Below are 25,777 nucleotides of genomic sequence, written 5' to 3'. Positions count from 1 at the left end.
GCTGGCCTACCGCTATCGGTGGGCTTGACGTTCCGGAGATCTTCCCATGCACCGTCTGCCGCCCCTGTCCCTGCTAGCCCTGAGTATGTGCAGCCTGCTGCCCGCCAGCAGCTTTGCCGCCGAGCCCGAGACGCCCGCGCGTCTTGAACTGCAAACCCAGACCGTACTGGGCACGGCGCAGGAAGAGATCAAGCAGGCGCCCGGTGTGTCGATCATCACCGCCCAAGACATCAAGAAGCGCCCACCGGCCAATGACCTGTCGGACATCATCCGCACCATGCCCGGCGTCAACCTCACAGGCAATTCCAGCAGTGGCCAGCGCGGCAACAACCGGCAGATCGATATCCGTGGCATGGGCCCGGAAAACACCCTGATCCTGGTCGATGGCAAGCCGGTGGGCAGCCGCAACTCCGTGCGCTATGGCTGGCGCGGCGAGCGGGACAGCCGTGGCGACAGCAACTGGGTGCCGGCCGACCAGGTCGAGCGCATCGAGGTCATCCGTGGCCCGGCGGCCGCCCGTTACGGCAACGGTGCCGCCGGTGGCGTGGTAAACATCATCACCAAACAACCCGGTACCGAGACCCACGGCTCGGCAACCATTTACCACAACTTCGCCCAGCACAGCGCCGAAGGCGAGACCCAGCGCATGAACTTCGGCCTGAACGGCCCGCTGACCGACACCCTCAGCTACCGGGTATACGGCAACGTGGCGAAAACCAATGCCGACGACGCCGACATCAACAGCGGCCATGAATCCAAACGTACCGGTAACCAGGTCGGCACCTTGCCGGCGGGGCGCGAAGGGGTGCGCAACAAGGACGTCAACGGCCTGTTGAGCTGGCAGATGACGCCTGAGCAAACCCTGGACCTGGAAGCCGGCTTCAGCCGCCAGGGCAACATCTACACCGGTGACACCCAGAACACCAACAGCAACGCCAATGTGAAAAAACTGCTCGGCCACGAGACCAACGTGATGTACCGCGAGACCTACGCCGTGACCCATCGCGGCGACTGGGACCTGGGCACCAGCCTGGCCTACCTGCAATACGAAAAGACCCGCAACAGCCGGATCAGTGAGGGCTTGGCGGGCGGCACCGAAGGGATCTTCTCCAGCAGCAACTTCAATACCAGCGTCTTGCGCGACCTGACCGCCCACGGCGAACTCAGCCTGCCCTTGCATGCCGGGGTGGACCAGGTACTGACCGTGGGCACCGAGTGGGTCGAGCAGCAACTGGATGACCCCAGCTCCAACGTGCAAACCACCACCGCCGGCGGCAGCGTGCCGGGGCTGGCCGGGAGCAACCGCAGCAGTTCGTCCTCGGCGCGGATTTTCTCGGTGTTCATTGAAGACAACATTGAACTGCGCCCCGGTACGCGCCTGACCCCCGGCCTGCGCATGGACCACCACGACATCGTGGGCGACAACTGGAGCCCGTCACTGAACCTGTCCCAGGTGCTCACCGACACCCTGACCCTGAAAGCCGGGATCGCCCGCTCCTACAAGGCGCCCAACCTCTACCAGCTCAACCCCAACTACTTGCTGTACAGCAATGGCCAGGGTTGCTACGGGCAGACCACCAGTTGCTACCTGCAAGGCAATGCCGAACTGGACGCCGAAACCAGCGTCAACAAGGAATTGGGGATCGAGTACCTCAACGAGGGGGTGGTCGCCGGCCTGACGTACTTCCGTAACGACTACAAAAACAAAATCGAGTCGGGCCTGACCCCGGTCGGCAACGCCAGCGGTGGTACCGGCACCACGGCCAACGCGAGCATTTTCCAGTGGGAAAACGTGCCCAAGGCCTTGGTCGAAGGGCTGGAAGGCACCCTGGCCCTGCCGTTGACCGAGCAGTTGAACTGGACCAACAACTTCACCTACATGCTGCAATCGAAAAACAAGCAGACCGGCGATGTGCTGTCTGTCGCGCCCAAGTACACCTTGAACTCGATGCTCGACTGGCAGGCCAGCGATGCCCTGTCCCTGCAAATGAGCGTGGCCTGGTACGGCAAGCAAACCCCGAAAAAATACGATTACCACGGCGATCGCGTGACGGGTTCGGGCAACAACCAATTATCGCCCTATGCCATTGCCGGCGTCAGCGGCACGTACGCTTTGAGCAAGAACCTGAGCCTGACAGCCGGCGTCGACAACCTGTTCGACAAACGCCTGTGGCGTGAAGGCAATGCCCAGGGCGTGGCCAATATTGAAGGGGCGGGTGCCGCGACCTATAACCAGTCCGGCCGCACCTTGTACACCAGCCTGACGGCGTCCTTTTGATGGGGCGCTGGATCAGCCTGGTGCTGCTGCTGATCACACCGCTCGCGGTTGCCCGGCCCGCGCCGGATCAGTTGATGGATGCGCCGGTGTTGCGCCAAGCCAGTGCCTATAGCTTCAGCAGCCTGGAGCTGGATTCGGCCGATGGCGCCCGTCATTACCGGATCTGGCTGGGGCAGCCGTCGACGGTGAGTGACGCCACCCCAGTGGCGTACTTGCTCGATGGCAACGCCGCGATGGCTGCGCTGGATAGCCAGAGCCTGGACCGACTGGCACACAGTGTGGCGCCTCCGGTACTGGTCGCCGTGGGCTATGCCACGCCGCTGCGCATCGAGCGTACTGCACGTACTTTTGACTACACGCCGAAAGTCGGCAGCGCCACGCAACAGCGGGACCCTTTGACTGCCGTGCCCAGTGGCGGTGCGGATGTGTTTCTTGATCTGCTGACCGGGACCGTTCGCCCGCTGATCAATCAGCGTCTGGGCATCACCCCACAGCGGCAATTGCTATGGGGGCACTCCTACGGTGGTCTGCTGGTGCTGCATGCCTTGCTGACACGCCCACAAGCCTTCGATGACTACGCGGCAGCGAGTCCTTCGTTGTGGTGGAACCAGGGGCTGATCACGGCAGAGGCCCATGGCCTGGCGCAACGCCTGCGGGGCAGCCAGCCCCGCTTGCTGCTGATGCGTGGCGACCAGGAACCGGCCAGCCCGGGAGCCGTGTCGCCGGCCAAAGAGGCCAGTGACACGGCGTTCAAGGCGTTGCTGGGCACACTCCATCGGGTGGATGGGCTACACGTGCGTCACCTGACCTTTACCGGGCTGGGGCATGGCCCGATGTTGCCGGCATCCTTGCGCTATACCCTGCAGATGCTCAGCCAGGGGCGTTAGCCCGCCAGGCTGGCACGCCCTCGGCGTCAATCGTCCAGTGTGGCTGGCCGGGTACGATCTGCACGCCACCGACCCAACGCGGGTGGCTTGCGTGATCGGGCCAGTACGCGCGGCCATTCAGCACCCTGACGCCCAGCGGTGTCAGCGCCAATGTACGTTCAGGCCATGGCCGGTCGGCGTCGGACTCCGTCAGCAAAGGAGCGGCGCCGTCGATCAGCGGCCGCATCAGGGCGTGGAACATCATGTCGCCAAGAAAGGGCAGGGGGTCTCGCTTGGCCATCAGCTCGGCGAACACCCGGGCAAACGCCGTGGGGCCGACTTCGGCCAGATACTCCAGGGCCAGGCGCTCGGTCAGCGACAAACCGTCACGCGCGCCGGGCAGCTCCTGCAACTGCCGACGCAGTGCCGGGGCCAGCAAGGGCAAGGCGGGGTGGGGCGCGCGGGCCAGTTGCGCGAGGGCCACGGGCGAGTTGTCGCAATAGGCCGCCCACGCCTGCCGCGCCAACTGGCGCATCGGCTCGTCGACCGGCCGACGTTGGGGCCACAGCCACGCCAATACCTGCGGCGCCAATTGGCCGATACCGATAAAGCGTTGTACGCCGGGTATGTGGTCGACTTCGATCAGCTCCAGCCTGGCGGGCGTATGGTCAAGACCTGCCAGGGCACGGATCAAAAACAACTGGTCATAGCCATCGGCTTCGCACCACAACACGCAGTGATCGGCGCTGCCCAGTTCCTTGAGATGGGTGTATTCATCGTCCAGGCGGCGCGCGGCATCTGCCACGTCCTGGGTAAACGCCTGGCTGATGAAACGCGCCCGCATCGCACGGTAGGCCTCGGTGGGCAAGGCTTGGACCGGGCCCATGCACAACGGATCACTGAGCATCCGAAAGCGCCCCTTGAACCCGGCCACGCCAAGGCTGTGGGCAATATCATTGCCGCAACGCCAATGGGTGGTGCGCGCTTCATCACTGGCCTCGAAGCCCGGGTGGCTGGCGGCGAAGTCCACCGCATCCACATGGGCCTTGAGTTTTGGCCAACTGCTGAAACCCAACTGTCGGGCAATCAGCCATTGAGCATCGGACAGGGTCGGCGGCGGGTGGGCAACCTGCGCCAGTTCATCGGGCGCCGTGCCTTGTTTCATACGCTGTAAAAGCTCCTTGGCGCGCTTGCGCTGCTGCTCAAGGTTGATACGGCCGTCAGTGGACGGTGAGACGGGGCGTTGCGACATACGATCTCCTTGCACAAACCTTGTCCGCTTTAAGGTTGGGAGTCGTAGTGATGTGATAGGCAGTCATGTCCTGGGCGCAGCCCTTTCCGCGGAGGGTGGCGTAGATGGCGCCTGGCGCGAATATAGGCAGGGGAGAGGTTGTTTGCAAGGCGTTCTGTTTCCAGATGTTGAAATATGCAACTTCTCCAAGAGCCGGAAAAACCGTTGAGGTAGCCTTGTTTCCTACAGACAACAAGGAGTCGTCATGCAACGAAGAACCATCAATCCCCCGACAGTCTTCAACTCCCTGCAATACGGTTTCAGCCAGGCCATGGAAGTGCGCGATGGCCGACGCATTCTACTGTCCGGCCAGGTAGGCGTGGACGCTGACGAACGCACCGTCGGCCCGGGCATCGCCGAGCAGACCGCCACCGCCCTGGACAATATCGAAAAGGTCCTGGCCGCAGCCGCGGGGGACCTGTCCCATGTGATCATGCTGCGCCTGTACATCGTCGAGTCCGCCCGCGATCAGCAGGAGCCTATCGCCGCCGCCTTGCGCGAGCGTTTCCCGAACAACCCGCCGCCGTCGTCGTGGATCATCGTCAGCGGCCTGTCGCTGCCCGAATGGTTGATCGAGATCGAGGCGGAGGCGCTGATCCCAGGGTGATCAATAACGCATCATCACCGACTTGAGTTCCGTGTAGTCCTCGATAAACGCACTGCCAAACTCCCGGCCAATCCCCGAGGATTTGTTGCCACCGAATGGCACGGCCGGGTCGAGCAGGGTGTGCATGTTGACCCACACCGTGCCGGCGTTGATGGCCGGGACCATACGCAGGGCCTTGCCCAGGTCGTTGGTCCACAGGCTGGCGCTGAGGCCGCCGGCAGTGTGGTTCATCAGTGCCAGCAACTCCTCCTCGTCGTCGTAGGGCAGGAAGGTGGCGATGGGGCCGAAGGTTTCTTCGGTGAGTAGCGTGTCGTTGATGCTGTTGGCGAGGATCACCGTGGGCTCGACGTAGCAACCGGGGCGATCCATCGGTTGGCCGCCGTAGATAATCGTGTTGTTTTCGGCGCGGGCGGTGGCAAAAAAACCTTCCAGCTTCGCTTGGTGTTGGCGATGGGTGACCGGGCCGAACTCGGTGCGCTCATCCAGCGGCGAGCCGATGTTCAATGCGCTCAAACGCTGGGCCAGGGCCTCCATGACGGGGTTGACCTGTGAACGATGGACGAAGAAGCGCTCGGCCGCCGCACAGATTTGCCCCGAGTGCAGGAACCCGGCCTCGATAATGCCGTTGACGGCGGTTTCCAGCGGCACATCGCGCAGGAACGCCGCCGCGTTTTTGCCACCCAGTTCCAGGGTCGCCCGCGTCAGGCCGGCGCCCATGGCCGCGCGGCCGACCGCAATGCCGGTGGGCACGGAGCCGGTGAACGATACTTTGTCAGTGCCTGGGTGTTCGATCAGCCCCTTGCCCACCTGGCCACCGCCAGTCAGCACGTTCAGCACGCCCGCGGGCAGGCCAGCTTCCACGGCCAGTTCGGCAATGCGCAGCAGAGTCAGCGGGGTGAACTCGCTGGGCTTGATGATGATGCTGCACCCGGTCACCAGGGCCGAGGCGAGTTTCCAGATGGCGATCATGGTGGAGAAGTTCCACGGCACGATGCCGACCACCACACCCACTGGTTCGCGCAGGGTGAAGGCGGTGTAGCGCTCGCCGGCAAACGAGGGCAGCGACGGGGTGAGGGTCTGGCCGCTGATCTTGGTTGCCCAGCCCGCGTAATAACGCAGGAAATGCGCGGCTTGGTCCACTTCAAAAGCGCGGGAAATCTGGATGATCTTGCCCGACTGACAGGTCTCGATCTGCGCCAGTTCCTCGCGGTTGCGTTCCAGCAGGTCGGCGAGTTTGAGCAGTACGTTGCCACGGACCGCGGGCGCGGCCTGGGACCATTGTTTGAAACCGTGCCGGGCAGACGTCACCGCCCGTTCAATATCACTGGCTTGCGCATCGGCGACCGTGGCAATGACCTGGCCGGTGGCGGGGATGATCACCTCCAGGGTCTGGCTGGATTGGCTGGGGACGTAGCCACCGTCGATAAACAGGCCGTGGTCTCGACGCAAGAAGGCTTCGACCTGGGGCAGCAGCGCGATATCGCTCATGGGGGGTGTTCCTGATCAAAAAGGAAAACCCGAGGCTAACCAACGCCGGCGGCTACAGCTTGACTGTGCCTGCCGGGGCGCATGCCTGTGGCTGCCATCTGCCGGGGGGAGGGTTGTTGTGTTGAGCAGGCTTTTTTAGGGGAGCAGATTTCCTTGTGGCGAGCGGGCTTGCCCTAATGCCGTTCAGTTAAGCCTTTTTGTAGGAGCGAGCTTGCTCGCGAAGAACTTGAGAGCGCCGCGTTTACCTAGCAAACACGCGTTATCGTTGACGTCCTTCGCGAGCAAGCTCGCTCCTACAGAAAGCAGAATCCGCTTAACTGAACGGCATTAGGGCTTGCCCCGCGCTGGGCTGCGCAGCAGCCCCCCATAAACCCGCTGCGGCTCTTCAGACAAACTGCGGCGGCAGGTTTTGGGGCTGCTTGGCAACCCAGCGCGGGGCAAGCCCGCTCGCCACAGGAAGCGCCATCACAGGCCGGTCACACCACAACCAAACCTCAGAACGGCACAGCCACCACCAACTGGCTGTACACGTTGGTGCCGTTACCGCCGACCTGGTTGCCGCCGTTGTCCTGGTCTTTGTCCGGTTGGTACAGGCCAATCAACGGCGTGATGATCAGGTGGTCATTCACCGCCCATTCGGCATACAGGTCCAGTTCGCGGCCATCGAGGTCGAGCATGTTGCGTTTGCTCACGGTCGTGTAGTCGAAGAACAGCGCGCCGAGGGTCAGGTTGTCCAGCGGCTTGACCTTGAGTGCTACATGCTGCACCGCAGTGTTGGTGTTGTAGGGCCCGGAGTAGTTGCCCGCCACTTCGCCCTGGACCCAGGTGCCATAACCGCGGTTGAAACCGGCGAACAGTGCATCCCAATTCTTCGAATAGCGCGCATAACGGTAGGTCAGGTCCGGCGACCAGGGCAGGTCGGCAAAGGTATAGCCGGCTTCGGCGTACCAGGCTTTTTCCGGGCCGGGGTCCTTGTCCTGCCAGGCGTATTCAAACGAGAAGTGCGCGTTGTCGATCCCGGCATTCCCGCTGCCGCGCAGGCTGTAGAGGTTCATGCCCTTGCGCTGCTTTTGCACGTCACTGGCATAGCGCTCGTCCACATCGATGCCATGCAGGTACGTCAGGCCCAGGGTGCCCGGTGCGGCGCTGTATTCCAGGGTGCCGATGGCCATTTCGGTCAGGGCCTGGGCGCGGTTGTCGGACTCGATCCACATCAAGCTGCCATGCAAGCCGTCCTTGCCGCCCAGGCGCACCACCGCCGCCTTGTCGAAAGCATGCCGGGCCGCGATGTAATAGGCACCGCCACGGTCGAACTCGCCATCGGCCACGCCATTGCCCAGGTTCGGGCCGTCGTCATTGATGATAAAACCATCGCCCACGGTGATGATCTGGCGCCCGTACGACAGGTCCAGGCCATCCTTGCCCAACGCCGGCAACAGGTCCCCCGAGCGCCAGCCAGCAAAGGCTTCGTCGAACTTGGTGGTGCGCTCGCTGCCGTCGGTCACACGGGAGGCATCGCCATCGCCCCAGGTGCCAGAACTCACCAGGTTGGCGGTGCCATACACACTGCCCAGGCCGCCCAGGGTCTGGTCGACGCTCAAGCCATACTTGATAAAGCCTTCCCGCCAGGTCGAGCCACCCGGGCTGCCCTCGTAGTTCTTGCGGCTGTTGAACATGCCGTACACGGCCAGGAAGTTGCCGGTGACGGTGGTGTCGTCGTCGGCATACAGTTCGATTGCCTGGGCCGCAGGTTGGCCGATCAACAGCGCCAGCCCCAGGCCGACGGCCGGGTGCAGGTGGCGGGTTTTGAGTGTGTGCTCCATTGTTATAGTCCCCAGCAAGATGAAGTTGAGGGCGCATTAGGACGAGCGTCGGCGGCACAAGTCTTTCACCTGCGTGCCAGGCAATTGATCCTGGCCGCCACGCCGCAAGCCCTGGCAGGGAGCAACAAAACCGGCGGCAGCCAGGGGCAAGACGATCAGGTTGGGCGGGGCGCACAGTGCAAACACTTCTAAAAAATCCCTTTCGAGGATCTGCACCATGTCGATCAATGACAGACTTACCGCGCACCTTAACCGGGGCACGGTGGGCTTTCCCACCGCGTTGGCCAGCACCATTGGCCTGATCATGGCCAGCCCGGTGATTCTCACCGCGACCATGGGTTTTGGCATCGGCGGCAGCGCGTTTGCGTTGGCCATGCTGATCGCCGTGGTGATGATGCTGGCCCAGGCGACGACCTTCGCCGAGGCCGCCTCGATCCTGCCCACTACCGGCTCGGTGTACGACTACATCAACTGCGGCATGGGCCGTTTTTTTGCGATCACCGGTACCTTGTCGGCCTATTTGATCGTGCATGTGTTTGCCGGCACCGCCGAGACCATCCTCGCCGGGGTCATGGCCCTGGTGAACTTCGAACACCTCAATACCCTGGCCGAATCCGCCGGGGGCTCCTGGCTGCTTGGCGTCGGTTTTGTGCTGGTGTTCGGCGTGCTCAATGTGTTTGGCGTCAGCGCCTTTGGCCGCGCCGAAATCATCCTGACCTTCGGTATGTGGACCACCTTGATGGTGTTTGGCGTGCTGGGCTTGATCGCCGCGCCGGCAGTGCAACTGGACGGCTGGTTTGGCGAGTCTCTGGTGGGCAGCGACCTGGTGACGGTGTTGTCCCTGGTGGGCATGGCGATGTTCATGTTTGTCGGCTGCGAATTCGTCACCCCGCTGGCGCCGGACTTGCGCCAGTCGGCCAAGGTCATGCCACGGGCGATGATGCTCGGCCTGATGGGCGTGGCGACGTGCATGTTCATCTATGGCGCGGCCATGAAGCGCCAGGTCGAAAACGTGGTGCTGGACGCGGCCAGCGGCGTGCATCTGCTGGACACGCCCATGGCGATCCCACGCTTTGCCGAACAGGTCATGGGGCAGATCGGGCCGCTGTGGCTGGGCATCGGTTTTCTGTTTGCCGGTGCCGCCACCATCAATACCTTGATGGCCGGTGTGCCACGGATTCTCTACGGCATGGCGGTGGATGGCGCGCTGCCGAAGGTGTTCACCTACCTGCACCCACGCTTCAAGACCCCGGTGCTGTGCATCCTGGTGGCGATGCTGATTCCCTGCCTGCACGCGCTGTACCTGGGTGGCAACACCGACAACATCATGCACCTGGTGCTGGCGGCGGTGTGTGCGTGGAGTTTTGCCTACCTGCTGGTGACGGTGTCGGTGGTGATCCTGCGCATTCGTCGTCCCGACTTGCCACGGGCCTATCGCTCGCCGTGGTTCCCACTGCCGCAACTGTTGTCCAGCGCCGGCATTCTTTTGGGCATGTGGTTTATCACGCCACCGGGGATGAACTCGGCGGATATCTACGTCCCGTTCGGCGTGATGCTGGGCGGTACGGCGGTGTATGCGCTGTTCTGGACCCTGGTGGTGCAGAAGGTCAATCCATTCAAGCCGGCGTCGGTGGAAGACGTGCTGGCCAAGGAGTTTGCCAATGAACCGGGTCACGCTCACAGCGGCTATATCAGTGCTGCGGCAAAAGCTGTCTGAACTGTTCAGCGCACAACGGGCGCCAGCGGGCTATCAGCCGGGGCGCACCCTTGGGCAACTGCGGCGCAACCTTGGGCTGGCGCGTTTCGAGCAAGTCTCGCCGACCTTGGCGCGGGTTGCCCTGGACGACGACAGCCTGCACCTGGAAATCCGCGAGCGCACCGAATCGCAGTTGTTGATGCACCTGGTCATGACGGAGTTCAGCGTGCGCCTGCCTGCCTCGACAGAGGGCGCGGCGAGTTTTGCCTTGCACCATGGCGGGGCTGTTCGACGGACCGGGATCCACTGTCGGCAACGCATGGGCGAACGTGCTTTGTTGGGGCAACTGCAGGCGCGTCTGCAACACGACAGCGCCTTGCACCAGGCATTGATGCCCCTGGATTTCAAACGCTTGCACATCGAGCTGCGCGACCATCAATGGCATGTGCGCCTGGAGCATATGGGCGGCAGCGAGGTGGTCAACCGCATGCCGGCCTTTCGGCGCTACATCGCCTTGAGCCGCGTGCAGCGCGATGCCTTGCTGGCTGCGCTGGTGGGCTTGCAGCGCGTATTGCGCACGCTCTGATTGGCATCATTAGTGCAAACACAATGGCGGACAGGTACTTGTTGCGCGCATATAGATAACATGTTAACTATTGCCCGACAATAACAATAAGCCATTGTGGAGACACCCATGGGTATCCAACAGAGTGCACAACAGGGGCTCGACACCTGGAACCGCGACTTGCGTGCGATGTGCGGCCACTTCGACACCGAACTGGCTTTCAACCGTTCGTTGTTTATCGGCGAGTTTTCCATGCTTTCAAACGGCGGGTTGCCCTTGGCCAGCCTGCGTACCAATGCCGGCCTGATCAAGCGCCAGGTTTCCAATCCCGACCATGATAATGACCAGGATTGTTTTTTGGTCAGCCAGCGCAGCGGCTATTCGCAGATCGTGCAGAACGGCCAGCGGGTGCAACTGGCCCCTGGCGAACTGCTGCTGATGGACTCGGTGGGCTCCATTGAAATCACCCCGTTCGGCTTGATCGAACATACCTCGCTGTCGTTGCCGCGCGCTCAGGTGTGCAAGCAGATGGGCAGCCAATCGAAGACCTTTGGCAAGATTTCCTCCAGCAAAGCCTGTGGGCGCATGTTGCATGTATTGATGGACCAACTGTGCAAGGGCAGCGAAGGCGCCGAGGATGAGGTCGAGGCGTTGCAGTGTGCGTTTGTGTCGCTGCTGGGCTCAGCCCTGGAGCAGGACGACGACGCGCGCGACGATACCAGCGCGTTGCAAGGCAACAACCTGCGCAGCTACGTGCAGAAAATCATTGATGAGTCCCTGAGCCAACCCGGCTTGAGCCCCGTTGGCCTGGCCAGCCGGCTGAACATCTCGGTGCGTCATTTATACCGGCTGTTCGAGGAGCAGGACGATAGCGTCTGCCGCTACATCCAACGTGCGCGCCTCAAGCGCAGTGCTGATGACTTGACCAACCCGTTCCTGCGTAGCGAATCGATCACTTCGATTGCCTACAAGTGGGGCTTTACCGATTCGGCGCACTTCAGCCGTTCATTCAAGAAGCAGTTTGACCTGTCGCCCAAGGCGTTCCGTTCCAGCCGGATGGCCTGAACCCCATTCATCAACCACCACACACCGAATGTGGGAGCGGCGGTGCGACGATTCGACTTGCCCGCGATGGCGGTGGATCAGTCAATGTATGTTCTGACTGAGCCACTGCTATCGCGGGCAAGCCCGCTCCTACATAAAGCAAAGCGATTGCTCTGGGGGTTATACGACCGCGAAGTAGTGTTTGACGAAACTCTCGCTCAGCACTTCCCACAGCACGGGCGTGCCCTGGGTCACGAACCAGCTGTCGCCCGCTTTGTAGGTGGTGGTTTGGCCGCTGGCCTCGTCGGTCAGGCGCACTTCGCCGGTGACTACCGTGGCCTGTTCGTTGAACGGGTAGACCATGCGGAACTTGCCTTGGGTGGTGCCGAAATAGGCGCTGCTGACCGGGTCGGTCGGCGCACCGAAGGTCATTTTGCCGAAGGCCTTGAGTTCGCCGGCGAGGATTTCGGAGCCGAGGTCGGCAACGGTGCCCCAGGCGTCGAGTTCAGACAGCTGGATATCTTTCTTGAGGGTAACGAGGGTCATGGCAGGTGCTCCAGAGGGATAAAAAAGGGGTTAGCGGCGACCATTCCAGTAACCGGACAGTTGGTGCCAGGATTTGCCCGCCGTCAGCAGCAGCGGGCGGATTGCGTCCTTGCCGATAATCGTCGGGCGGTGGATCGAACTGACCAGGTCATAGCGCGCCGAGCCTTCGCTCATGCCTTCGGCCAGGACCTTGCAGATGATGTGGCTGGGGGTGACGCCGAAACCGGAATAACCCTGGACGAAGAACGCATTGCTGCGCCCCGGCAGGGTGCCGATCTGCGGGAACAGATTGGGACTGCAGGCCATCGGGCCGCCCCAGGCCAGGTCGATTTTCACGTCATTGAGGTAGGGGAAAATCTTCAGCATCAGCTTGCGGTTCCAGGCCTTCAAATCGCCGGGAATGTGCTCCACCAACGGCGTGGCGGCGCCGAACAACAGGCGGTTTTCATTGGTCACCCGGTAGTAGTCGATCACCGGGCGGATATCGCTGTAGGCCCCGCGAATCGGGCTTATGCGCTGGATCAGCTCTTCGCTCAACGGCTCGGTCATCATCTGGAACGCGTAGGTATTGATGGTCGAGCGATGCAGTTCCGGCTCCAGTTTGTTGAGGAAGCTGTCACACGCCCATAGCAGTTTGCTGGCCTTGACCGAGCCGCGCCCGGTACGCACGGTGATGCGCTCGCCGTAGCTGACTTCCAGCGCCGGGCTGTTCTCGAAGATCCGCACGCCATGCCCGGCCAGGGCAGTGGCCTCGCCCAGCAGCAGGTTCAACGAATGCACATGCCCGCCGCCCATGTGCAACAGGGCGCTGCTGTAGGCGTCGGAGCCGATGATCTGCTGGACATCGGAGCCGCCGAGGAAGCGGATCTCATGCTTGCTGTTGATCGACTTGAAGTCTTTTTCCCAGGCCCGCAGGGTCTTTTCCTGGCGGGCGTTGAAGCCCATATAGCCGTAGCCGTGGCAGAAGTCGGCGTCGATGTTGTACTTGGCAATACGGTCCTTGATGATGTCGGCGCCCAGGTCGCTGATCTCGAAGACCTGGCGCAGGCCGTCCTCGCCGACGTCGTTCTTGATCTTCTCCAGGTCGTGGCCAATGCCGGCCATGATCTGCCCGCCATTGCGCCCGGTGCCGCCAAAGCCCAGGTAGCGCGCTTCCAGCACGACGATATTGGTGATGCCCTTTTCCGCCAGCTCCAGGGCGGTATTGATCCCGGAAAACCCGCCGCCAATCACCACGACGTCGGCCTCGATGTCCTGTTCCAGGGTGGGAAAGCTCAGGTTGTACTTCTTGGTAGCGGTGTAATACGTGGGGGTTTCAATATTGATCATGGCGCAGCCTGAAAAGTGAAGGAAGGCTCTAAAGCAGATGTCTTCATTAGGGGCCTTGGCGGGATCAATGTCTTGATCCTGCGTGCCGGGGCTTTTGATTCAGCGCGCCATGGACGTGCGCGACCACTAAGTTATAGCGCGAGCGCGGGGCGGGGATGTTAGAGTTTCGTTAAAACATTAACTAAATATCACGTGACCCTGACTCTATGCTCAAACCCCGGCAGTCCCTGACCCTCACCCTGTTGCAGGCCCGCGAAGCGGCCATGAGTTTTTTCCGCCCCTCGCTGAACGAACATGGCCTGACCGAGCAGCAATGGCGGGTGATCCGCATCCTCAATCAACACGACGAACTGGAGATTTACCAACTGGCGGAACTGGCCTGCATCCTCAAGCCGAGCATGACTGGCGTGCTGGTGCGCATGGAAGCGGCGGGGATGATCCATCGGCGCAAGGCCGAGCAGGATCAGCGGCGGGTACTGGTGACCCTGGCGGACAAGGGCCGGGCGAGTTTTGCGTCCATGAGTCAGTGCATGGAGGCCAACTACCAGCGCTTGCAGGAGCAGTTGGGGGCGCAGAAATTGCAGACCTTGCTGGGGCTGCTCGATGAACTGAAAAACATCAAGCGCTGAAACACCACACATCCAAAAGGTGGGAGCGGGCTTGCTCGCGAATGCGTAGTGTCAGTCGATATATTCGCCGGCTGAACCACCGCTTTCGCGGGCAAGCCCGCTCCCACATTTTGCACCTGGGGTGTTTGGAAGGGATCAGTACACGCCACCAGTACCGACTGGTGACGCTGTACCTTTGAATTTCTCCACCAACCCCTGCAACCCGCGCATCAGCACCGTGGTATCCACGCCCACCGCGACAAACCCTGCGCCCAGCTCGATATAACGCCGGGCCAGTTTTTCATCGGCACTGAGAATGCCCGCCGCCTTGCCCGCCTGGCGAATCCGCGCAATGGCGTCCTCGATGGCCGCTTGCACGTCAGGGTGTCCCGGATTGCCTCGGTGCCCCATGGACGCACTCAAGTCCGCCGGGCCGATAAACACTCCATCGACGCCCTCGACGGCGGCAATCGCATCGAGGTTGGTCAGGCCTTGCAGGCTTTCGATCTGCACCAGCAGGCACATCTGCGCGTCGGCCTGGTCCAGGTAGCCGTCGATGCTGTTCCAGCGCGAAGCCCGCGCCAGGGCGCTGCCCACCCCGCGTATGCCCTGGGGCGGATAGCGCATGGCGCGCACCAGCTCCCGGGCCTGGGCGGCGCTTTCGACCATCGGCACCAATAAGGTCTGTGCGCCGATATCCAGCACCTGTTTGATCAGCGCGGTATCGCCGATCACCGGGCGAATCACCGCCTCGCTGGCGTAGGGCGCCACCGCCTGCAATTGGCCGAGCATGCCGCGCAGGTCATTGGGGGCGTGCTCGCCGTCGATCAACAGCCAATCGAAACCGGCATTGGCCGCCAGTTCCGCGCAGTACGCGTCAGCCAGCCCGAGCCACAGGCCGATTTGCGCTTCACCGCTATTGAGCCGCTGCTTGAAGCGGTTGATAGGCATGTCCATGAAACAGTCCTCCTGGGGTCAGACGAAACGGCAGGAAATCGAGCCGAGCATGTCGTAGTCGACATGGAAGGTATCGCCTGGGCTTGCCGCCACCGGCCGGGTAAACGAGCCGCCGAGGATGATCTGCCCCGGCAGCAACGTGACGTCGTAGGGCGCCAGTTTGTTGGCCAGCCAGGCCACGCCCTTGGCCGGGTGGTTGAGCACGGCGGCCGAGACCCCGGACTCTTCGATCACGCCGTTGCGGTACAGCACCGCCGGAACTTTGCGCAGGTCGATCTCGGTCGGCCGCACCGCGCGGCCACCCATGACCACGCCGGCATTGGCGGCGTTGTCGGAGATGGTGTCGAACACCTTGCGCGTGGCCTTGGTGTGCGGGTCGATCTGCTGGATGCGCGCGTCGATGATCTCCAGGGCCGGGATCACCCACTCGGTGGCGTCGAGCACATCGAAAATCGTGCAGTTGGGGCCCTTGAGCGGCTTGCCGAGGATGAAGGCCAGCTCCACTTCGACCCGCGGCACGATAAAGCGCTCGAACGGGATGTCGGTACCTTCCTCAAACAGCATGTCGTCGAGCAGCGCACCGTAGTCCGGTTCGGTGATGTTGGACGACACCTGCATGGCCCGCGAGGTCAGGCCGATCTTGTGCCCGACCAGCTTGCGCCCGCCCTTGATCTTCTGGGCGACCCAGGCGCGCTGGATGGCGTAGGCGTCCTCGATCGTGATGTCCGGATGATCGAGGGAAAACTGGCGTACCTGTTCGCGGCTGCGTTCGGCATGGTCCAGCTGGGCGGCGGCTTGCAGGATGAGCTGTGGATCGAGCATGACGAGGGTCTCTTACTGAGGGTTGACGATGGCGGCGTTGGTGCGCAACACCAGCAGGCCGCCAAGGGCGATAAACAGTGCCAGCACGTACAGGGCGAGGCTGGCGCTTTGGGTGGTGTCGCGCATCCAGCCGATCAGGTACGGCGCGAGGAACGAGGCGATGCTGCCAAACGAGCTGATCATGGCGATGCCGGCGGCCTGGGTGCAGTTGGACAGGAAGGCCGGTGGCAGTTGCCAGAACATCGGCAGCGCGGCGCTGGCGCCCATACCGGCGACGATCAGGCCACCCATCACCACCAGCGAATTGCCCGGTGCCAGGCCGGCCACGGCAATCCCGACGGCGGCCATCAGCAGCGGCACACACAAGTGCCAGCGGCGTTCGCGGTTGCGGTCCGAGGAGCGTCCGCAGCCGATCATGAAGAAGCAGCCGGCCAGGTACGGCACGGCGCTCAGCAGGCCGACCTGGCTGTCGCGGCCGATGCCGGCGCCGTGGATCAGGGTGGGCATCCAGAACGCCAGGGTGTTGACCGCCAGCATCACCGCAAAATAGATCGCCACCAGCAGCCAAACTTGCGGGTCGCGCAGGATGCCGCCGAAGGAGGTGATGGACTTGCGCTTTTCTTCGGTGCTCAGTTGTTCGCGCAATTGTTGCTTTTGCGCGGGCTCCAGCCATTTCACCGTTTCAAAACTGTCCGGCAGGTACTTGAGCACCACCAGGCCCAGCAGCACCACGGGCGCGCCTTCGATCAGGAACATCCACTGCCAGCCGCGCATCCCGCCAAAGTCGTGGAAGTTTTCCAGGATCGCCCCCGAGAGCGGTCCGCCAATCACCCCGGCCATGGGCACGGCAATGGCGAACAGGGCGGTGATCTGCGCCCGGCGGCGCGCCGGGTACCAGCGGTTGAGAAACACCAGGATCCCCGGGAAGAAACCCGCTTCGGCCACCCCCAGCAAAAAACGCAGGACGTAGAAGCCGGTGGAGCTTTCGATCCACAGCATGCTGGTGGACAGGATGCCCCACACCACCATCAGGCAGGCGATCCAGCGCCGAGGCCCGACGCGGTCCAGGGCGATGTTGCTGGGCACGCCGAACAGGGCGTAGGCGATAAAGAACAAGCCGGCACCGAAGCCATACACCGTGTCGCTGAAGTGCAGGTCGCTGCTCATCTGCATCTTGGCGAACCCGATGTTGATCCGGTCCAGGTGGGCAAACAGGTAACAGATCAGCAACAACGGCATCAGTCGCCAGGTGACGGTGCTGTGGGTGCGATCATGCTCGGCAAGGGTGACGCTGTGGGCGGTATTGGCTGTGCTCATGATGTTGTACTTTTTGTCTGAGAGGCCGTTGTGGAGGCGAGACTGCCCCGTCAAGCGAATGGAACCCACTGTAGGCGCGAGCTTGCTTGCCAAGGCCTCAAGGCCATTGCGGTTATCCAGCAGGCACGCGTTATCGTTGACGATCTTCGCGAGCAAGCTCGCTCCTACAGGTGATCTCGTTCAGTCGATGGATGTCAGCCCGCCTGGTTGCTTAAAAACGCGTGGATGTTGTTTTGTTTGAAGTTCAATTGCGGGTGCAGCTCGATCATCTCGAACGACAGGGCCAGCAGCCGCTGAGCCTGCAGGGCGGCGAAGTGTTCGGTGATCACCGCGAACAGCGCCTCGGCCACGGTCTGGCGGGTGGCCAGGTCACGTCCGTGGCCGACCTTGAGGGTCATGTGGACGAAGGCGTAGTCGTGCTTGCCGTCGGCCATGCGCCAGGTGTCCAGGCGTACGGCGCGGCTACGGATGCCGCCCAGGGGGAACACGCCACTGTCTCCCAGCACCTGGTGGACCTTTGCAAACAGCCCCGGCAGGTCGGCCTGGGATTCGAGGTTGTCGGTGTATTCGGCGATGAAATGCGGCATGCAAAGCCTCCTTCTGTGCGCGATTCAATGTGGGAGCGGTCTCGCCGGGCGAGACAGCTCCCACATGTATTCAGAGCGGGAAAATGGCGTTGATCTGGCCGGTGCCGGAGCTGCCGAACGGCTCGGTGATGATCTCTGCAGGGCGGTTGTACTCAGGCCCGCCGAGCAAACCCAGGAGCATCGCGGTGTCGTGCATCTTGCCTTCGCCAAAGCAGTGTTCGGCGTAGTCCGGAAGCATCGCGCAGAATTCCTTGAAGCGGCCTTCGCGCCACATCTGCACCACGTGCATGTCCACTTGCTTGTCGAACTCGCGGGTCCAGTTGTGGATGTTGGCTTCGGCCTCGCGGTCGTCGGAGAAACGGTGCGACAAAGAGCCCGAGGCCAGCACCAGCACCTTGCGATCACTCTTCTCGATGGCCCGACGCACGGCAGCCCCAAAGGCGAAGCTGTCTTGCAGGCGATGCCAGGCGCACCAGGCGGCGATGGAGACCACATTGAATTTCTGTTCTTCGGGCACACCCATGTGCATGTAGCGCATGGGCACCAGGGTGCCGTATTCCAGTTCCAGGCTCGGGATGTTGTGGTTCATGCTGCGCACCCCGGCCAGGTTGGCTTCGGCGGCGATCAGCTCGCCCAACTCCGGGCAGCCGGGGTAGGCGTACTCCATGTTCTTGATGAAGTGCGGCAGCTCATTGCTGGTGTAAGTGCCCTGGAAACGCTCACCACCGTTGATGTGATAGCCGCTGTTGACCAGCCAGTGCACATCGAAAACCACGGCGGTGTCGGCCCCCAGTTCACGGGCGCGGCGCCCGATTTCCTTGTGCCCGGCAATCGCCGCCTCGCGGCAGCCGTGATGCTTGCCCGGCAGTTCCGACAGGTACATGGAAGGCACGTGGCAGATTTTCGCTGCCAGGACTACTTCACCCATGATCGTTCTCCTGATTTCATTATTCTTGTTGGTGCTCTGCGGACCCTGTAGGAGCGAGCTCGCTCGCGAAAAACGCAAGGTCACCGCGTTAACCCTGACAGCCAGCGTTATCGTTAACGACCCTCGCGGGCCAGCCCGCTCCTACAGTTACACGCCCCAGCGCGGGATGTGATGGCTACCCATGGAGATGCACACGTTCTTGATCTCTGCGAAAACTTCGAAGCTGTACTGGCCGCCTTCACGGCCGGTACCCGAGCCCTTGACCCCGCCGAACGGTTGACGCAGGTCGCGCACGTTCTGGCTGTTGATAAACACCATGCCGGCCTCGATGCCACGGGCCAGGCGATGGGCCTTGCCGATGTCCTGGGTCCAGATATACGACGCCAGGCCATATTCGGTGTCGTTGGCCAGTTGCAGGGCCTGGGCTTCGTCCTTGAAGGGAATCAGGCACACCACCGGGCCGAAGATTTCTTCCTGGGCGATGCGCATGTTGTTGCTTACATCGGCGAATACGGTGGGCTGGATAAACTGCCCGCGTGCCAGGTGTGCCGGCAGGTTGGCCGGCCGTTCCAGGCCGCCTGCCACCAGGTTTGCGCCTTCTTCGATGCCAATCTTGATGTAGCCGGTGACTTTGTCATAGTGGGCTTGCGTGATCATCGAGCCCACCTGGGTGTTCGGGTCTTGCGGGTCACCGACAATCAGGCGCTTGGCGCGGGCAGCGAACTCGGCGACGAACTGCGGGTACACGCTTTCCTGGATAAACACCCGGCTGCCGGCGGTGCAACGCTCGCCATTGAGCGAGAAGATGGTGAACAGTGCCGCATCCAGGGCGCGTTCGAGGTCGGCGTCTTCAAAAATCAGCACCGGCGACTTGCCGCCCAACTCCATGGAGTATTTTTTCAGGCCGGCGGTCTGCATGATCTTCTTGCCGGTGGCGGTGCCGCCGGTAAAGGAAATCGCCCGCACATCCGGGTGGCGCACCAGGGCATCGCCGGCAGTGGCGCCGTAGCCCTGGATCACGTTGAGCACGCCCTTGGGGATTCCCGCTTCGAGGGCCAGGCGTCCCAGTTCGTTGGCCGTCAGCGGCGACAGTTCGGACATCTTCAGCACCGCCGTGTTGCCCAGGGCCAGGCACGGTGCAGTCTTCCAGGTGGCGGTCATGAACGGCACGTTCCACGGCGACACCAGCGCGCACACACCCACCGGTTGGTAGAGGGTGTAGTTGAGCATCTGGTCGTCCACCGGGTAGCTGTGGCCGTCCATGCGTGTGCAGACTTCGGCGAAGAAATCAAAGTTGTGCGAAGCCCGTGGGATCAGCACGTTCTTGGTCTGGTGGATCGGCAGGCCGGTGTCCAGGGTTTCCAGTTCGGCCAGGTGGGGCACGTTCTGTTCGATCAATTCACCAAGCTTGCGCATCAGGCGCGCACGCTCCTTGGCGGGGGTATTGGCCCACTTGGGGAAGGCTTCCTTGGCGGCGGCCACGGCCTGGGCGACTTCTTCGGCGCCGCCGCTGGCCACTTCACCAATCGCCTCGCCGGTGGCCGGGTTGTAGTTGATGAAGGTGTCTTTGCTTTCGACCTCACGGCCGTTGATCCAATGTTTGATCATGGTGCTCAAGCCTCTTTGGCGGCGGCAAAAAAGTCCGCCTCGCTGACAATTCGGTTGACCAGGCGGCCGACGCCTTGCACTTCCACCACCACTTCATCGCCGGGCACCACATCGGCCAGGCCTTCTGGGGTGCCGGTGGCGATCATGTCGCCGGGTTGCAGGGTCATGAAGCTGGACAGGTATTCGATCAGGTAGGGGATATCGAAAATCATGTCGCGGGTGCTGCCTTCCTGGCGCAGTTCACCGTTGATCCAGGTGCGCAGGGTCAGGTTGCTCGGATCTGGCACATCGGCCACATCGACGATCCACGGGCCGACCGGGGTGGTGGCGTCGCGGTTTTTCACCCGCAGGTTGGGGCGGTAGTAGTTTTCCAGGTAGTCCCGGATCGCGTAGTCGTTGCACACGGTGTAGCCGGCCAGGTACTCCAGGGCGTCTTCGCGCTTGACGTTGCGCGCCGGCTTGCCGATCACCGCCACCAACTCGCACTCGTAGTGCATGTAGACGATGTTGTCGGGGCGCCAGGTGACCTGGTTATGCCCGGTGTAGGTACCCGGCGACTTGACGAACGCCAGCGGCTCGGTCGGTGGGGCGAAGGCCAGTTCGGCGGCATGGTCGGCGTAGTTCAGGCCCAGGGCGAACATATTGCCGGTGGCCGGTGGCAGCCACTCGACCTGGTCTTCGGCCAGCAACCGGCCGTCAGCCAGGCGCACAGCATTGAAATCTTCGACGTGGACCTGATGGACCTGGCCTTCAAAACGGATGCGCGCGTGTTTCATGGCTGTTCCTCGGCCTGGATGTGGTTGACCAGGCGGCCCAGGCCACTGATCTGGACTTCGACGATGTCGCCGGGTTGCACATCCACCCGACCTTCAGGCGTACCGGTGATCAGCACATCGCCTGCATGCAGGGTCATGAATTCGCTGATCTCGGCGATCAACCGGGGAATATCACGCACAAAGTTGGCGGTGGTGTTCTGCTGGCGCAGCTCGCCGTTGACGAACAGCTTGAGGCTCAACTGATGGGGGTTGGCGATCTGCTCGCGGGCCACCAGTTCCGGGCCAAGGGCGCAGAACCCGTCGCGGCACTTGGCTTTGACGGCGGGGCGGTAGTAGCTGTCTTCCGGCAGGCTGAATTCATTGACGATGGTGTAGCCCGCCACATAATCCAGGGCGTTTTCCACGCTGACGCGGCTGGCATTTTTGCCGATCACCACGCCCAGCGCCGGGCCAGGTTGCAGGCGCTGGCCAGCCGGATGAAGCACTACGCCGTCATGACCGTTGCGCGTATTGGGCGTCTTGATAAACAGCACCGGCTTGACCGGCGGCTTCTGGTACGGCGGCTGTTCGAATTCAGCGAGACGCTGGTTCAGCAAGCCCTGGTAGTTCAGCGCGACGCCGAACAGGGTGCCGCTGGCAACATCATGCAGGGTACGGCTCATGGATTTCTCCTGGCGATGGCGACTGCTCTGGAGGCAGTTCGTTAATGTGTTAACGTTATAATTAATATGTTAACTACCGTCAAGCATGGCAAAATCATCGGGTGCAAAAAACAATAAAGAGATGCCTGTGAAACCGATCCCCAACATCAACATCGGCCAGGTCTACGACCAGCGCTACAGCGATGCCGACGTGCATTACGACCGGCTCGGCAACCTGGCGGGTTTTTTCGGGCGCAATATGCCCGTGCATCGCCATGACCGGTTTTTCCAGGTGCATTACGTCAAGAGCGGCGCGGTGCGGGTCTACCTCGACGACCAGCAGTACCTGGAATCCGGGCCGATGTTCTTCCTTACGCCACCGACGGTGGCCCATGCGTTTGTCACCGAAGCCGATGCCGACGGCCACGTATTGACCGTACGCCAGCAACTGGTGCGGGCGCTGATCGATGCCGACCCAAGCCTTGCCCCCGGCCCGCACGTGCCACCGGCCTGCGTCGCGCTGGCCCGCCTGGCGCCGCAGTTCCAGCCCGAAATCAAGCGGCTGGAGTGGCTGTTTGACGAGCTGTGCAACGAAATCAACAGCGCTGGCGCCGGTCGCGCAGTGGCCCTGGAAAGCCTGACCCGATTGATCATGATCAGCTTGCTCAGGCTCAGCGCCAATTCCCTGGAAGCACGCCCGGCGCGCCATGAAGACCTGCGCATCTTCCATCGCTTCAATGAGCTGATCGAAGACCACTATCTGCTGCACTGGCCGCTGTCGGCCTATGCCGAAGCCATCGGCGTCACCGAAGCGCGGCTCAACGACGTGTGCCGGCGCATAGCCGACCTGCCGTCCAAGCGCCTGGTGCTTGAACGGCTGATGCAGGAAGCCAAGCGCCTGCTGCTGTTTACCGGCAGTTCCGCGAATGAAATCTGCTATCAACTGGGCTTCAAGGACCCGGCCTATTTCAGCCGGTTTTTCCAGCGCTATGCACAGATGACGCCGGGGGAGTACCGCCTGCGCCAAGCGGGCCTGCGCTGATCACCACAACGCCAGGCTGTAGCCGATGATGATGCGGCTTTCGTCGATATCGCTGGTCAGGCCGTTGCTCGAACGCAGGGTCGCGTTACGCAGCCTGACATTGACGTTTTTCAACGGCCCGCTCTGCACGGTGTAGGTCAGGTCGGTATCGCGCTCCCATTCGCGGCCATTGCGCACGCTGGCGGTCCGCACATGGCTGCCATCCACATAGCGGGTCATGAAGGTCAGGCCCGGCAGGCCGAGGGCGGCGAAGTTGTAGTCGTAGCGCGCTTGCCAGGCATCGGTCTGGGCCTTGGTGAACACGTTGATGGTCACCAGGTTGACGGAGTAGGGGTCCAGGCCCGGGTAGGCGAAATCGCCGTCGCCTGAGAGGTTCTGGTAGCCCAGGCCGAATTTATGGGCCCCCGTCGACAGGCTCAGCATGCCGTTGAAGAAACGGTTGTCGATCCGCCCACCGTCCACCCGTGAGGCGCTACGCAGTGCTTGGCTGCCTTGCTCGCGGGTGTCGAAGTAACGCAGGTCGCTGCGCAGGCTCATGCCGTTGGCCAGCGGCAGGTCGTGCACCAGGCCGATAAAGTGCTGGCGGTAGATATCCTGCATCTGCGCGTAGTAGTAGGTGGTCGCCAACTGTGGGGTGATGGCGTAGGTGCCACCGGCCAGGTCCAGGTGGCTGCTGTCGACGCCGGCGTAGCTCATTTGGTCGTTGCTGGAGGAGTCGCGCAGGTTCTGTTTTTCCAGGCGGCCGAGGTTCAGGGTCAGGCCGGCAATGTCCTGGGACGTGACCAGTTCACCGGTGTAGGTCGAGGGCAGGAGCCGCGTGTCGTTGTAGGCGGCCACGGGCAACTGCGGCTGCAGAGTGCCGGCCTTGAGCACGGTTTTCGCTACCCGCACCTTGGCCGTCAAGCCCAGTTCGCTGTAGCTGTCGACAGGCTGCTGGCTGGCGCCATACGCCAGCAGGCCGGTGCCACGCCGGTCGCGGCTGGAGTCGAGCTTGACGCCCAATTCGCCCAAGGCATCCACGCCAAAGCCCACCAAGCCTTCGGTGTAGCCCGACTCCAGGCGCAGCACAAAGCCCTGGGCCCATTCATCGGCCTTGTTCTGTGGGGCGTTGGTCTGGCGAAAGTCGCGGTTCATATAGAAGTTGCGCAGGTCGAGGCTGGCCTTGCTGTCCTGGATAAACTCGGCGTAGGCGCTCAAGGGGCTGAACGTAGCGCACAGGCCGGCGCTGGCCGCCAGGGGAAGGAGGCGCAAATGCATGACAGATTCCTTTTGTTGTTTTTGTAGGTATCGCCCTTCGGATCACTCAAGGGAGTGGCATATTGTTAACATGTTATATTTATTATGGGTAGGTAATTTATGCGCCTGAAAAATAATTCGTGTTGAGGTTAACGAGTTTGTGCGGCGGCCGGCTTGCATGCCTGGGGAGGCGACCCTAAGCTTCGACGCTTCGATCTCTTTTGCGCGTGAACCATGTCCACTCCCAGACCTTCCCTGACGCTGACGCTGCTGCAGGCCCGCGAAGCCGCCATGGCGTTTTTCCGCCCGTTGCTCAACGAACACCAACTGACCGAACAGCAGTGGCGGGTGATTCGTATCCTGCGCCAGCAAGGTGAACTGGAAAGCCATCAACTGGCGCACCTGGCCTGCATCCTCAAGCCGAGCATGACCGGGGTGTTGGCGCGCCTGGAGCGCGATGGCATCGTGCGCCGGCGCAAGTCCAGCGAAGACCAGCGCCGCGTGTTCGTGAACCTCACCGAGCAGGGGCAACAGTGCTTCGTCGAGATGAGCGCGGGCATGGAAAGCAACTACCAGAAGATCCAGGAGCAGTTCGGCGAGGAGCAGTTGCAGCAACTGCTCGAGCTGCTCAACCAGCTGAAAAACATCAAGCCCTAAGCCCTTGTAGCAGCCGGCTTGCCGGCGCCCGCAGACAGGTCGAACAATAATGGAAAGACGGCAATTCAGCGGCGGCATGAAAGGCAAGAACCTGCGCTACCTGAATGAAACCCCGGGCCAGGCACCGCGCCTGGTCCTCGCAGGGTTTGTGTTGTTGGAGCATTTTTCCCTGCCCGCATTCACTCAGGCGCTGGACACCCTCATCACCGCCAACCTGCTGCGCCCGGGGTTGTTCACCTCGCGCACCTTCGGCCTGGACGAGCAGGAGGTGATCAGCGACCTGGGCTTGGTGATTCGCCCGGACGCACGCCTGGACCACAGCGCGCTGGCCGACCTCGACCTGCTGGTGATTTGCGGCGGCTACCGCACCCAGCTCAAAGCCAGCGAAAGCTTTATCGAACTGCTCAAGGCCGCGGCGCAACAGGGCGTGATCCTTGCCGGCTTATGGAACGGGGCGTGGTTCCTGGGCAAGGCCGGTGTGCTCGATGGCTATCGCTGTGCCATCCACCCGGAACACCGCCCGGCCCTGACGGAAATCGCCAAGGCCACCCAAGTCAGTAGCGAGCCGTACGTGATCGATCGTGACCGCCTCAGTGCATCGAGCCCATCAGGTGCGTTCCATATGGCCCTGGACTGGATCAAGAGCCTGCACGACAAGGCGTTGGTGGAAGGGATCGAAGATATCCTGGCCTTTGAGGAGTCGCGTTACCGGCGGATCAAGCCCGCAGAAAACATCTGCGTGAGTGCGCCGCTACGCGAAGTGGTGCGCCTGATGGATGCCAACCTCGAAGAGCCCCTGGCCCTGGAACAACTGGCGGTGTATGCCGGGCGCTCGCGGCGCCAGTTGGAGCGCCTGTTCCGCGAGCAATTGGGGACCACGCCGCAGCGTTACTACATGGAGCTGCGTATCACCGAGGCCCGGCGCCTGCTGCAGCACACCGAGCTGTCCCAGGTCGATGTGCTGGTGGCCTGCGGGTTTGTGTCCCCCAGCCACTTCAGCAAATGCTACAGTGCCTATTTCGGCTACCGCCCGTCGAAGGAAACCCGGCTGGTCAAATAGCGCGC

General features: G+C 62.2%; 24 protein-coding genes. 10 read left to right on the top strand and 14 right to left on the bottom strand.

The window, feature by feature from the left end; all coding sequences use genetic code 11:
• The first annotated feature begins 46 nt into the window (after positions 1-46).
• Positions 47-2,278, top strand: a complete 2,232-nt coding sequence (locus tag FIV38_RS21880) for a TonB-dependent siderophore receptor (RefSeq protein ID WP_092238567.1) — start codon at positions 47-49, stop codon at positions 2,276-2,278.
• Positions 2,278-3,165, top strand: a complete 888-nt coding sequence (locus FIV38_RS21875; protein WP_092238570.1) for an alpha/beta hydrolase — start codon at positions 2,278-2,280, stop codon at positions 3,163-3,165. Before FIV38_RS21880 ends, FIV38_RS21875 begins: the two co-directional genes overlap by 1 nt.
• Here FIV38_RS21875 and FIV38_RS21870 read toward each other — a convergent pair.
• The gene (locus FIV38_RS21870; protein ID WP_092238573.1) at positions 3,149-4,396 is read right to left on the bottom strand and encodes a DUF1835 domain-containing protein; all 1,248 of its coding nucleotides are present in this window, start codon (positions 4,394-4,396) and stop codon (positions 3,149-3,151) included. The two genes, FIV38_RS21875 and FIV38_RS21870, sit on opposite strands and share 17 nt — an antisense overlap.
• 244 nt (positions 4,397-4,640) lie before the next feature.
• On the opposite strand from FIV38_RS21870, the gene FIV38_RS21865 reads away from it, so the two are divergent.
• Positions 4,641-5,042: a RidA family protein gene (locus tag FIV38_RS21865; RefSeq protein WP_029294319.1), complete on the top strand. Its 402-nt coding sequence runs from the start codon at positions 4,641-4,643 to the stop codon at positions 5,040-5,042.
• On the opposite strand, the gene FIV38_RS21860 is transcribed toward FIV38_RS21865, so the two are convergent.
• Positions 5,043-6,530 carry an aldehyde dehydrogenase family protein gene (locus FIV38_RS21860; protein WP_092238576.1) on the bottom strand — a complete coding sequence of 496 codons (1,488 nt, stop codon included), beginning with the start codon at positions 6,528-6,530 and terminating at the stop codon, positions 5,043-5,045.
• Between the two features lie 494 nt (positions 6,531-7,024).
• Positions 7,025-8,353, bottom strand: a complete 1,329-nt coding sequence (locus FIV38_RS21855) for an alginate export family protein (RefSeq protein WP_092238579.1) — start codon at positions 8,351-8,353, stop codon at positions 7,025-7,027.
• A gap of 217 nt (positions 8,354-8,570) precedes the next feature.
• Between FIV38_RS21855 and FIV38_RS21845 the strand changes: the two genes are divergently transcribed.
• The 3 genes from FIV38_RS21845 to feaR all read left to right on the top strand — a co-directional run bounded on the left by FIV38_RS21845 (position 8,571) and on the right by feaR (position 11,679).
• Entirely contained in the window at positions 8,571-10,070 is a 1,500-nt protein-coding gene (locus tag FIV38_RS21845) for an APC family permease (RefSeq protein ID WP_092238582.1), read from the top strand.
• A complete protein-coding gene (locus FIV38_RS21840; protein ID WP_070995057.1) occupies positions 10,015-10,635 on the top strand; it encodes a DUF3156 family protein in 621 nt (206 codons plus the stop codon). The genes FIV38_RS21845 and FIV38_RS21840 overlap by 56 nt, the downstream gene beginning before the upstream one ends.
• Positions 10,636-10,743: 108 nt before the next feature.
• Complete coding sequence (gene feaR, locus FIV38_RS21835; RefSeq protein ID WP_070995056.1) at positions 10,744-11,679, top strand: transcriptional regulator FeaR; 936 nt, start codon at positions 10,744-10,746, stop codon at positions 11,677-11,679.
• Between the two features lie 159 nt (positions 11,680-11,838).
• Here the strand turns inward: feaR and FIV38_RS21830 are convergent, their stop codons facing one another.
• Positions 11,839-12,204, bottom strand: a complete 366-nt coding sequence (locus FIV38_RS21830; RefSeq protein ID WP_029294333.1) for a cupin domain-containing protein — start codon at positions 12,202-12,204, stop codon at positions 11,839-11,841.
• A 30-nt stretch (positions 12,205-12,234) separates the two neighbouring features.
• Positions 12,235-13,533, bottom strand: a complete 1,299-nt coding sequence (locus tag FIV38_RS21825) for an NAD(P)/FAD-dependent oxidoreductase (RefSeq protein WP_092238585.1) — start codon at positions 13,531-13,533, stop codon at positions 12,235-12,237.
• 206 nt (positions 13,534-13,739) lie between these two features.
• Between FIV38_RS21825 and hpaR (FIV38_RS21820) the strand changes: the two genes are divergently transcribed.
• Positions 13,740-14,162 carry a homoprotocatechuate degradation operon regulator HpaR gene (gene hpaR, locus FIV38_RS21820; RefSeq protein WP_029294338.1) on the top strand — a complete coding sequence of 141 codons (423 nt, stop codon included), beginning with the start codon at positions 13,740-13,742 and terminating at the stop codon, positions 14,160-14,162.
• 135 nt (positions 14,163-14,297) lie between these two features.
• Here the strand turns inward: hpaR (FIV38_RS21820) and hpaI are convergent, their stop codons facing one another.
• The 8 genes from hpaI to FIV38_RS21780 all read right to left on the bottom strand — a co-directional run bounded on the left by hpaI (position 14,298) and on the right by FIV38_RS21780 (position 21,798).
• The gene (gene hpaI, locus FIV38_RS21815; RefSeq protein ID WP_092238588.1) at positions 14,298-15,098 is read right to left on the bottom strand and encodes a 4-hydroxy-2-oxoheptanedioate aldolase; all 801 of its coding nucleotides are present in this window, start codon (positions 15,096-15,098) and stop codon (positions 14,298-14,300) included.
• 18 nt (positions 15,099-15,116) lie between these two features.
• A complete protein-coding gene (hpaH, locus tag FIV38_RS21810; RefSeq protein ID WP_029294342.1) occupies positions 15,117-15,920 on the bottom strand; it encodes a 2-oxo-hept-4-ene-1,7-dioate hydratase in 804 nt (267 codons plus the stop codon).
• A gap of 12 nt (positions 15,921-15,932) precedes the next feature.
• Complete coding sequence (locus FIV38_RS21805; protein ID WP_029294344.1) at positions 15,933-17,237, bottom strand: MFS transporter; 1,305 nt, start codon at positions 17,235-17,237, stop codon at positions 15,933-15,935.
• 194 nt (positions 17,238-17,431) lie between these two features.
• Positions 17,432-17,824: a tautomerase family protein gene (locus FIV38_RS21800; RefSeq protein WP_070995053.1), complete on the bottom strand. Its 393-nt coding sequence runs from the start codon at positions 17,822-17,824 to the stop codon at positions 17,432-17,434.
• 70 nt (positions 17,825-17,894) lie between these two features.
• Positions 17,895-18,752: a 3,4-dihydroxyphenylacetate 2,3-dioxygenase gene (hpaD, locus tag FIV38_RS21795; RefSeq protein WP_092238591.1), complete on the bottom strand. Its 858-nt coding sequence runs from the start codon at positions 18,750-18,752 to the stop codon at positions 17,895-17,897.
• A 147-nt stretch (positions 18,753-18,899) separates the two neighbouring features.
• Positions 18,900-20,360 (bottom strand): 5-carboxymethyl-2-hydroxymuconate semialdehyde dehydrogenase, encoded by a 1,461-nt coding sequence (hpaE, locus tag FIV38_RS21790; protein WP_029294350.1) that lies wholly within the window; start codon positions 20,358-20,360, stop codon positions 18,900-18,902.
• 5 nt (positions 20,361-20,365) lie between these two features.
• Positions 20,366-21,136 carry a fumarylacetoacetate hydrolase family protein gene (locus FIV38_RS21785; RefSeq protein ID WP_092238594.1) on the bottom strand — a complete coding sequence of 257 codons (771 nt, stop codon included), beginning with the start codon at positions 21,134-21,136 and terminating at the stop codon, positions 20,366-20,368.
• A complete protein-coding gene (locus tag FIV38_RS21780) occupies positions 21,133-21,798 on the bottom strand; it encodes a fumarylacetoacetate hydrolase family protein (RefSeq protein ID WP_092238597.1) in 666 nt (221 codons plus the stop codon). The genes FIV38_RS21785 and FIV38_RS21780 overlap by 4 nt, the downstream gene beginning before the upstream one ends.
• A 121-nt stretch (positions 21,799-21,919) precedes the next feature.
• On the opposite strand from FIV38_RS21780, the gene hpaA reads away from it, so the two are divergent.
• Positions 21,920-22,819: a 4-hydroxyphenylacetate catabolism regulatory protein HpaA gene (gene hpaA / locus FIV38_RS21775; protein WP_029294355.1), complete on the top strand. Its 900-nt coding sequence runs from the start codon at positions 21,920-21,922 to the stop codon at positions 22,817-22,819.
• Here hpaA and FIV38_RS21770 read toward each other — a convergent pair whose 3' ends face one another.
• On the bottom strand, positions 22,820-24,076 hold the full coding sequence (locus tag FIV38_RS21770; protein ID WP_092238600.1) for an OprD family porin: 1,257 nt from the start codon (positions 24,074-24,076) through the stop codon (positions 22,820-22,822).
• A gap of 213 nt (positions 24,077-24,289) precedes the next feature.
• Here FIV38_RS21770 and hpaR (FIV38_RS21765) point away from each other — a divergent pair, with 213 nt between their 5' ends.
• Positions 24,290-24,712: a homoprotocatechuate degradation operon regulator HpaR gene (gene hpaR, locus FIV38_RS21765; protein ID WP_029294359.1), complete on the top strand. Its 423-nt coding sequence runs from the start codon at positions 24,290-24,292 to the stop codon at positions 24,710-24,712.
• 49 nt (positions 24,713-24,761) lie between these two features.
• Positions 24,762-25,772 (top strand): GlxA family transcriptional regulator, encoded by a 1,011-nt coding sequence (locus FIV38_RS21760; RefSeq protein WP_032866764.1) that lies wholly within the window; start codon positions 24,762-24,764, stop codon positions 25,770-25,772.
• Positions 25,773-25,777: the final 5 nt, after the last annotated feature.

This window comes from Pseudomonas proteolytica (assembly GCF_007858275.1).
GTDB lineage: Bacteria > Pseudomonadota > Gammaproteobacteria > Pseudomonadales > Pseudomonadaceae > Aquipseudomonas > Aquipseudomonas proteolytica.
This window is presented reverse-complemented; position numbering and strand designations above follow the sequence as displayed.

What these genes read in the sequence shown, in the direction of transcription:
- FIV38_RS21880 (WP_092238567.1), top strand. Translation starts at nt 47, where the DNA reads ATGCACCGTCTGCCGCCCCTGTCCCTGCTAGCCCTGAGTATGTGCAGC.
- FIV38_RS21875 (WP_092238570.1), top strand. Translation starts at nt 2,278, where the DNA reads ATGGGGCGCTGGATCAGCCTGGTGCTGCTGCTGATCACACCGCTCGCG.
- FIV38_RS21870 (WP_092238573.1), bottom strand. Translation starts at nt 4,396, where the DNA reads ATGTCGCAACGCCCCGTCTCACCGTCCACTGACGGCCGTATCAACCTT.
- FIV38_RS21865 (WP_029294319.1), top strand. Translation starts at nt 4,641, where the DNA reads ATGCAACGAAGAACCATCAATCCCCCGACAGTCTTCAACTCCCTGCAA.
- FIV38_RS21860 (WP_092238576.1), bottom strand. Translation starts at nt 6,530, where the DNA reads ATGAGCGATATCGCGCTGCTGCCCCAGGTCGAAGCCTTCTTGCGTCGA.
- FIV38_RS21855 (WP_092238579.1), bottom strand. Translation starts at nt 8,353, where the DNA reads ATGGAGCACACACTCAAAACCCGCCACCTGCACCCGGCCGTCGGCCTG.
- FIV38_RS21845 (WP_092238582.1), top strand. Translation starts at nt 8,571, where the DNA reads ATGTCGATCAATGACAGACTTACCGCGCACCTTAACCGGGGCACGGTG.
- FIV38_RS21840 (WP_070995057.1), top strand. Translation starts at nt 10,015, where the DNA reads ATGAACCGGGTCACGCTCACAGCGGCTATATCAGTGCTGCGGCAAAAG.
- feaR (WP_070995056.1), top strand. Translation starts at nt 10,744, where the DNA reads ATGGGTATCCAACAGAGTGCACAACAGGGGCTCGACACCTGGAACCGC.
- FIV38_RS21830 (WP_029294333.1), bottom strand. Translation starts at nt 12,204, where the DNA reads ATGACCCTCGTTACCCTCAAGAAAGATATCCAGCTGTCTGAACTCGAC.
- FIV38_RS21825 (WP_092238585.1), bottom strand. Translation starts at nt 13,533, where the DNA reads ATGATCAATATTGAAACCCCCACGTATTACACCGCTACCAAGAAGTAC.
- hpaR (WP_029294338.1), top strand. Translation starts at nt 13,740, where the DNA reads ATGCTCAAACCCCGGCAGTCCCTGACCCTCACCCTGTTGCAGGCCCGC.
- hpaI (WP_092238588.1), bottom strand. Translation starts at nt 15,098, where the DNA reads ATGGACATGCCTATCAACCGCTTCAAGCAGCGGCTCAATAGCGGTGAA.
- hpaH (WP_029294342.1), bottom strand. Translation starts at nt 15,920, where the DNA reads ATGCTCGATCCACAGCTCATCCTGCAAGCCGCCGCCCAGCTGGACCAT.
- FIV38_RS21805 (WP_029294344.1), bottom strand. Translation starts at nt 17,237, where the DNA reads ATGAGCACAGCCAATACCGCCCACAGCGTCACCCTTGCCGAGCATGAT.
- FIV38_RS21800 (WP_070995053.1), bottom strand. Translation starts at nt 17,824, where the DNA reads ATGCCGCATTTCATCGCCGAATACACCGACAACCTCGAATCCCAGGCC.
- hpaD (WP_092238591.1), bottom strand. Translation starts at nt 18,752, where the DNA reads ATGGGTGAAGTAGTCCTGGCAGCGAAAATCTGCCACGTGCCTTCCATG.
- hpaE (WP_029294350.1), bottom strand. Translation starts at nt 20,360, where the DNA reads ATGATCAAACATTGGATCAACGGCCGTGAGGTCGAAAGCAAAGACACC.
- FIV38_RS21785 (WP_092238594.1), bottom strand. Translation starts at nt 21,136, where the DNA reads ATGAAACACGCGCGCATCCGTTTTGAAGGCCAGGTCCATCAGGTCCAC.
- FIV38_RS21780 (WP_092238597.1), bottom strand. Translation starts at nt 21,798, where the DNA reads ATGAGCCGTACCCTGCATGATGTTGCCAGCGGCACCCTGTTCGGCGTC.
- hpaA (WP_029294355.1), top strand. Translation starts at nt 21,920, where the DNA reads ATGCCTGTGAAACCGATCCCCAACATCAACATCGGCCAGGTCTACGAC.
- FIV38_RS21770 (WP_092238600.1), bottom strand. Translation starts at nt 24,076, where the DNA reads ATGCATTTGCGCCTCCTTCCCCTGGCGGCCAGCGCCGGCCTGTGCGCT.
- hpaR (WP_029294359.1), top strand. Translation starts at nt 24,290, where the DNA reads ATGTCCACTCCCAGACCTTCCCTGACGCTGACGCTGCTGCAGGCCCGC.
- FIV38_RS21760 (WP_032866764.1), top strand. Translation starts at nt 24,762, where the DNA reads ATGGAAAGACGGCAATTCAGCGGCGGCATGAAAGGCAAGAACCTGCGC.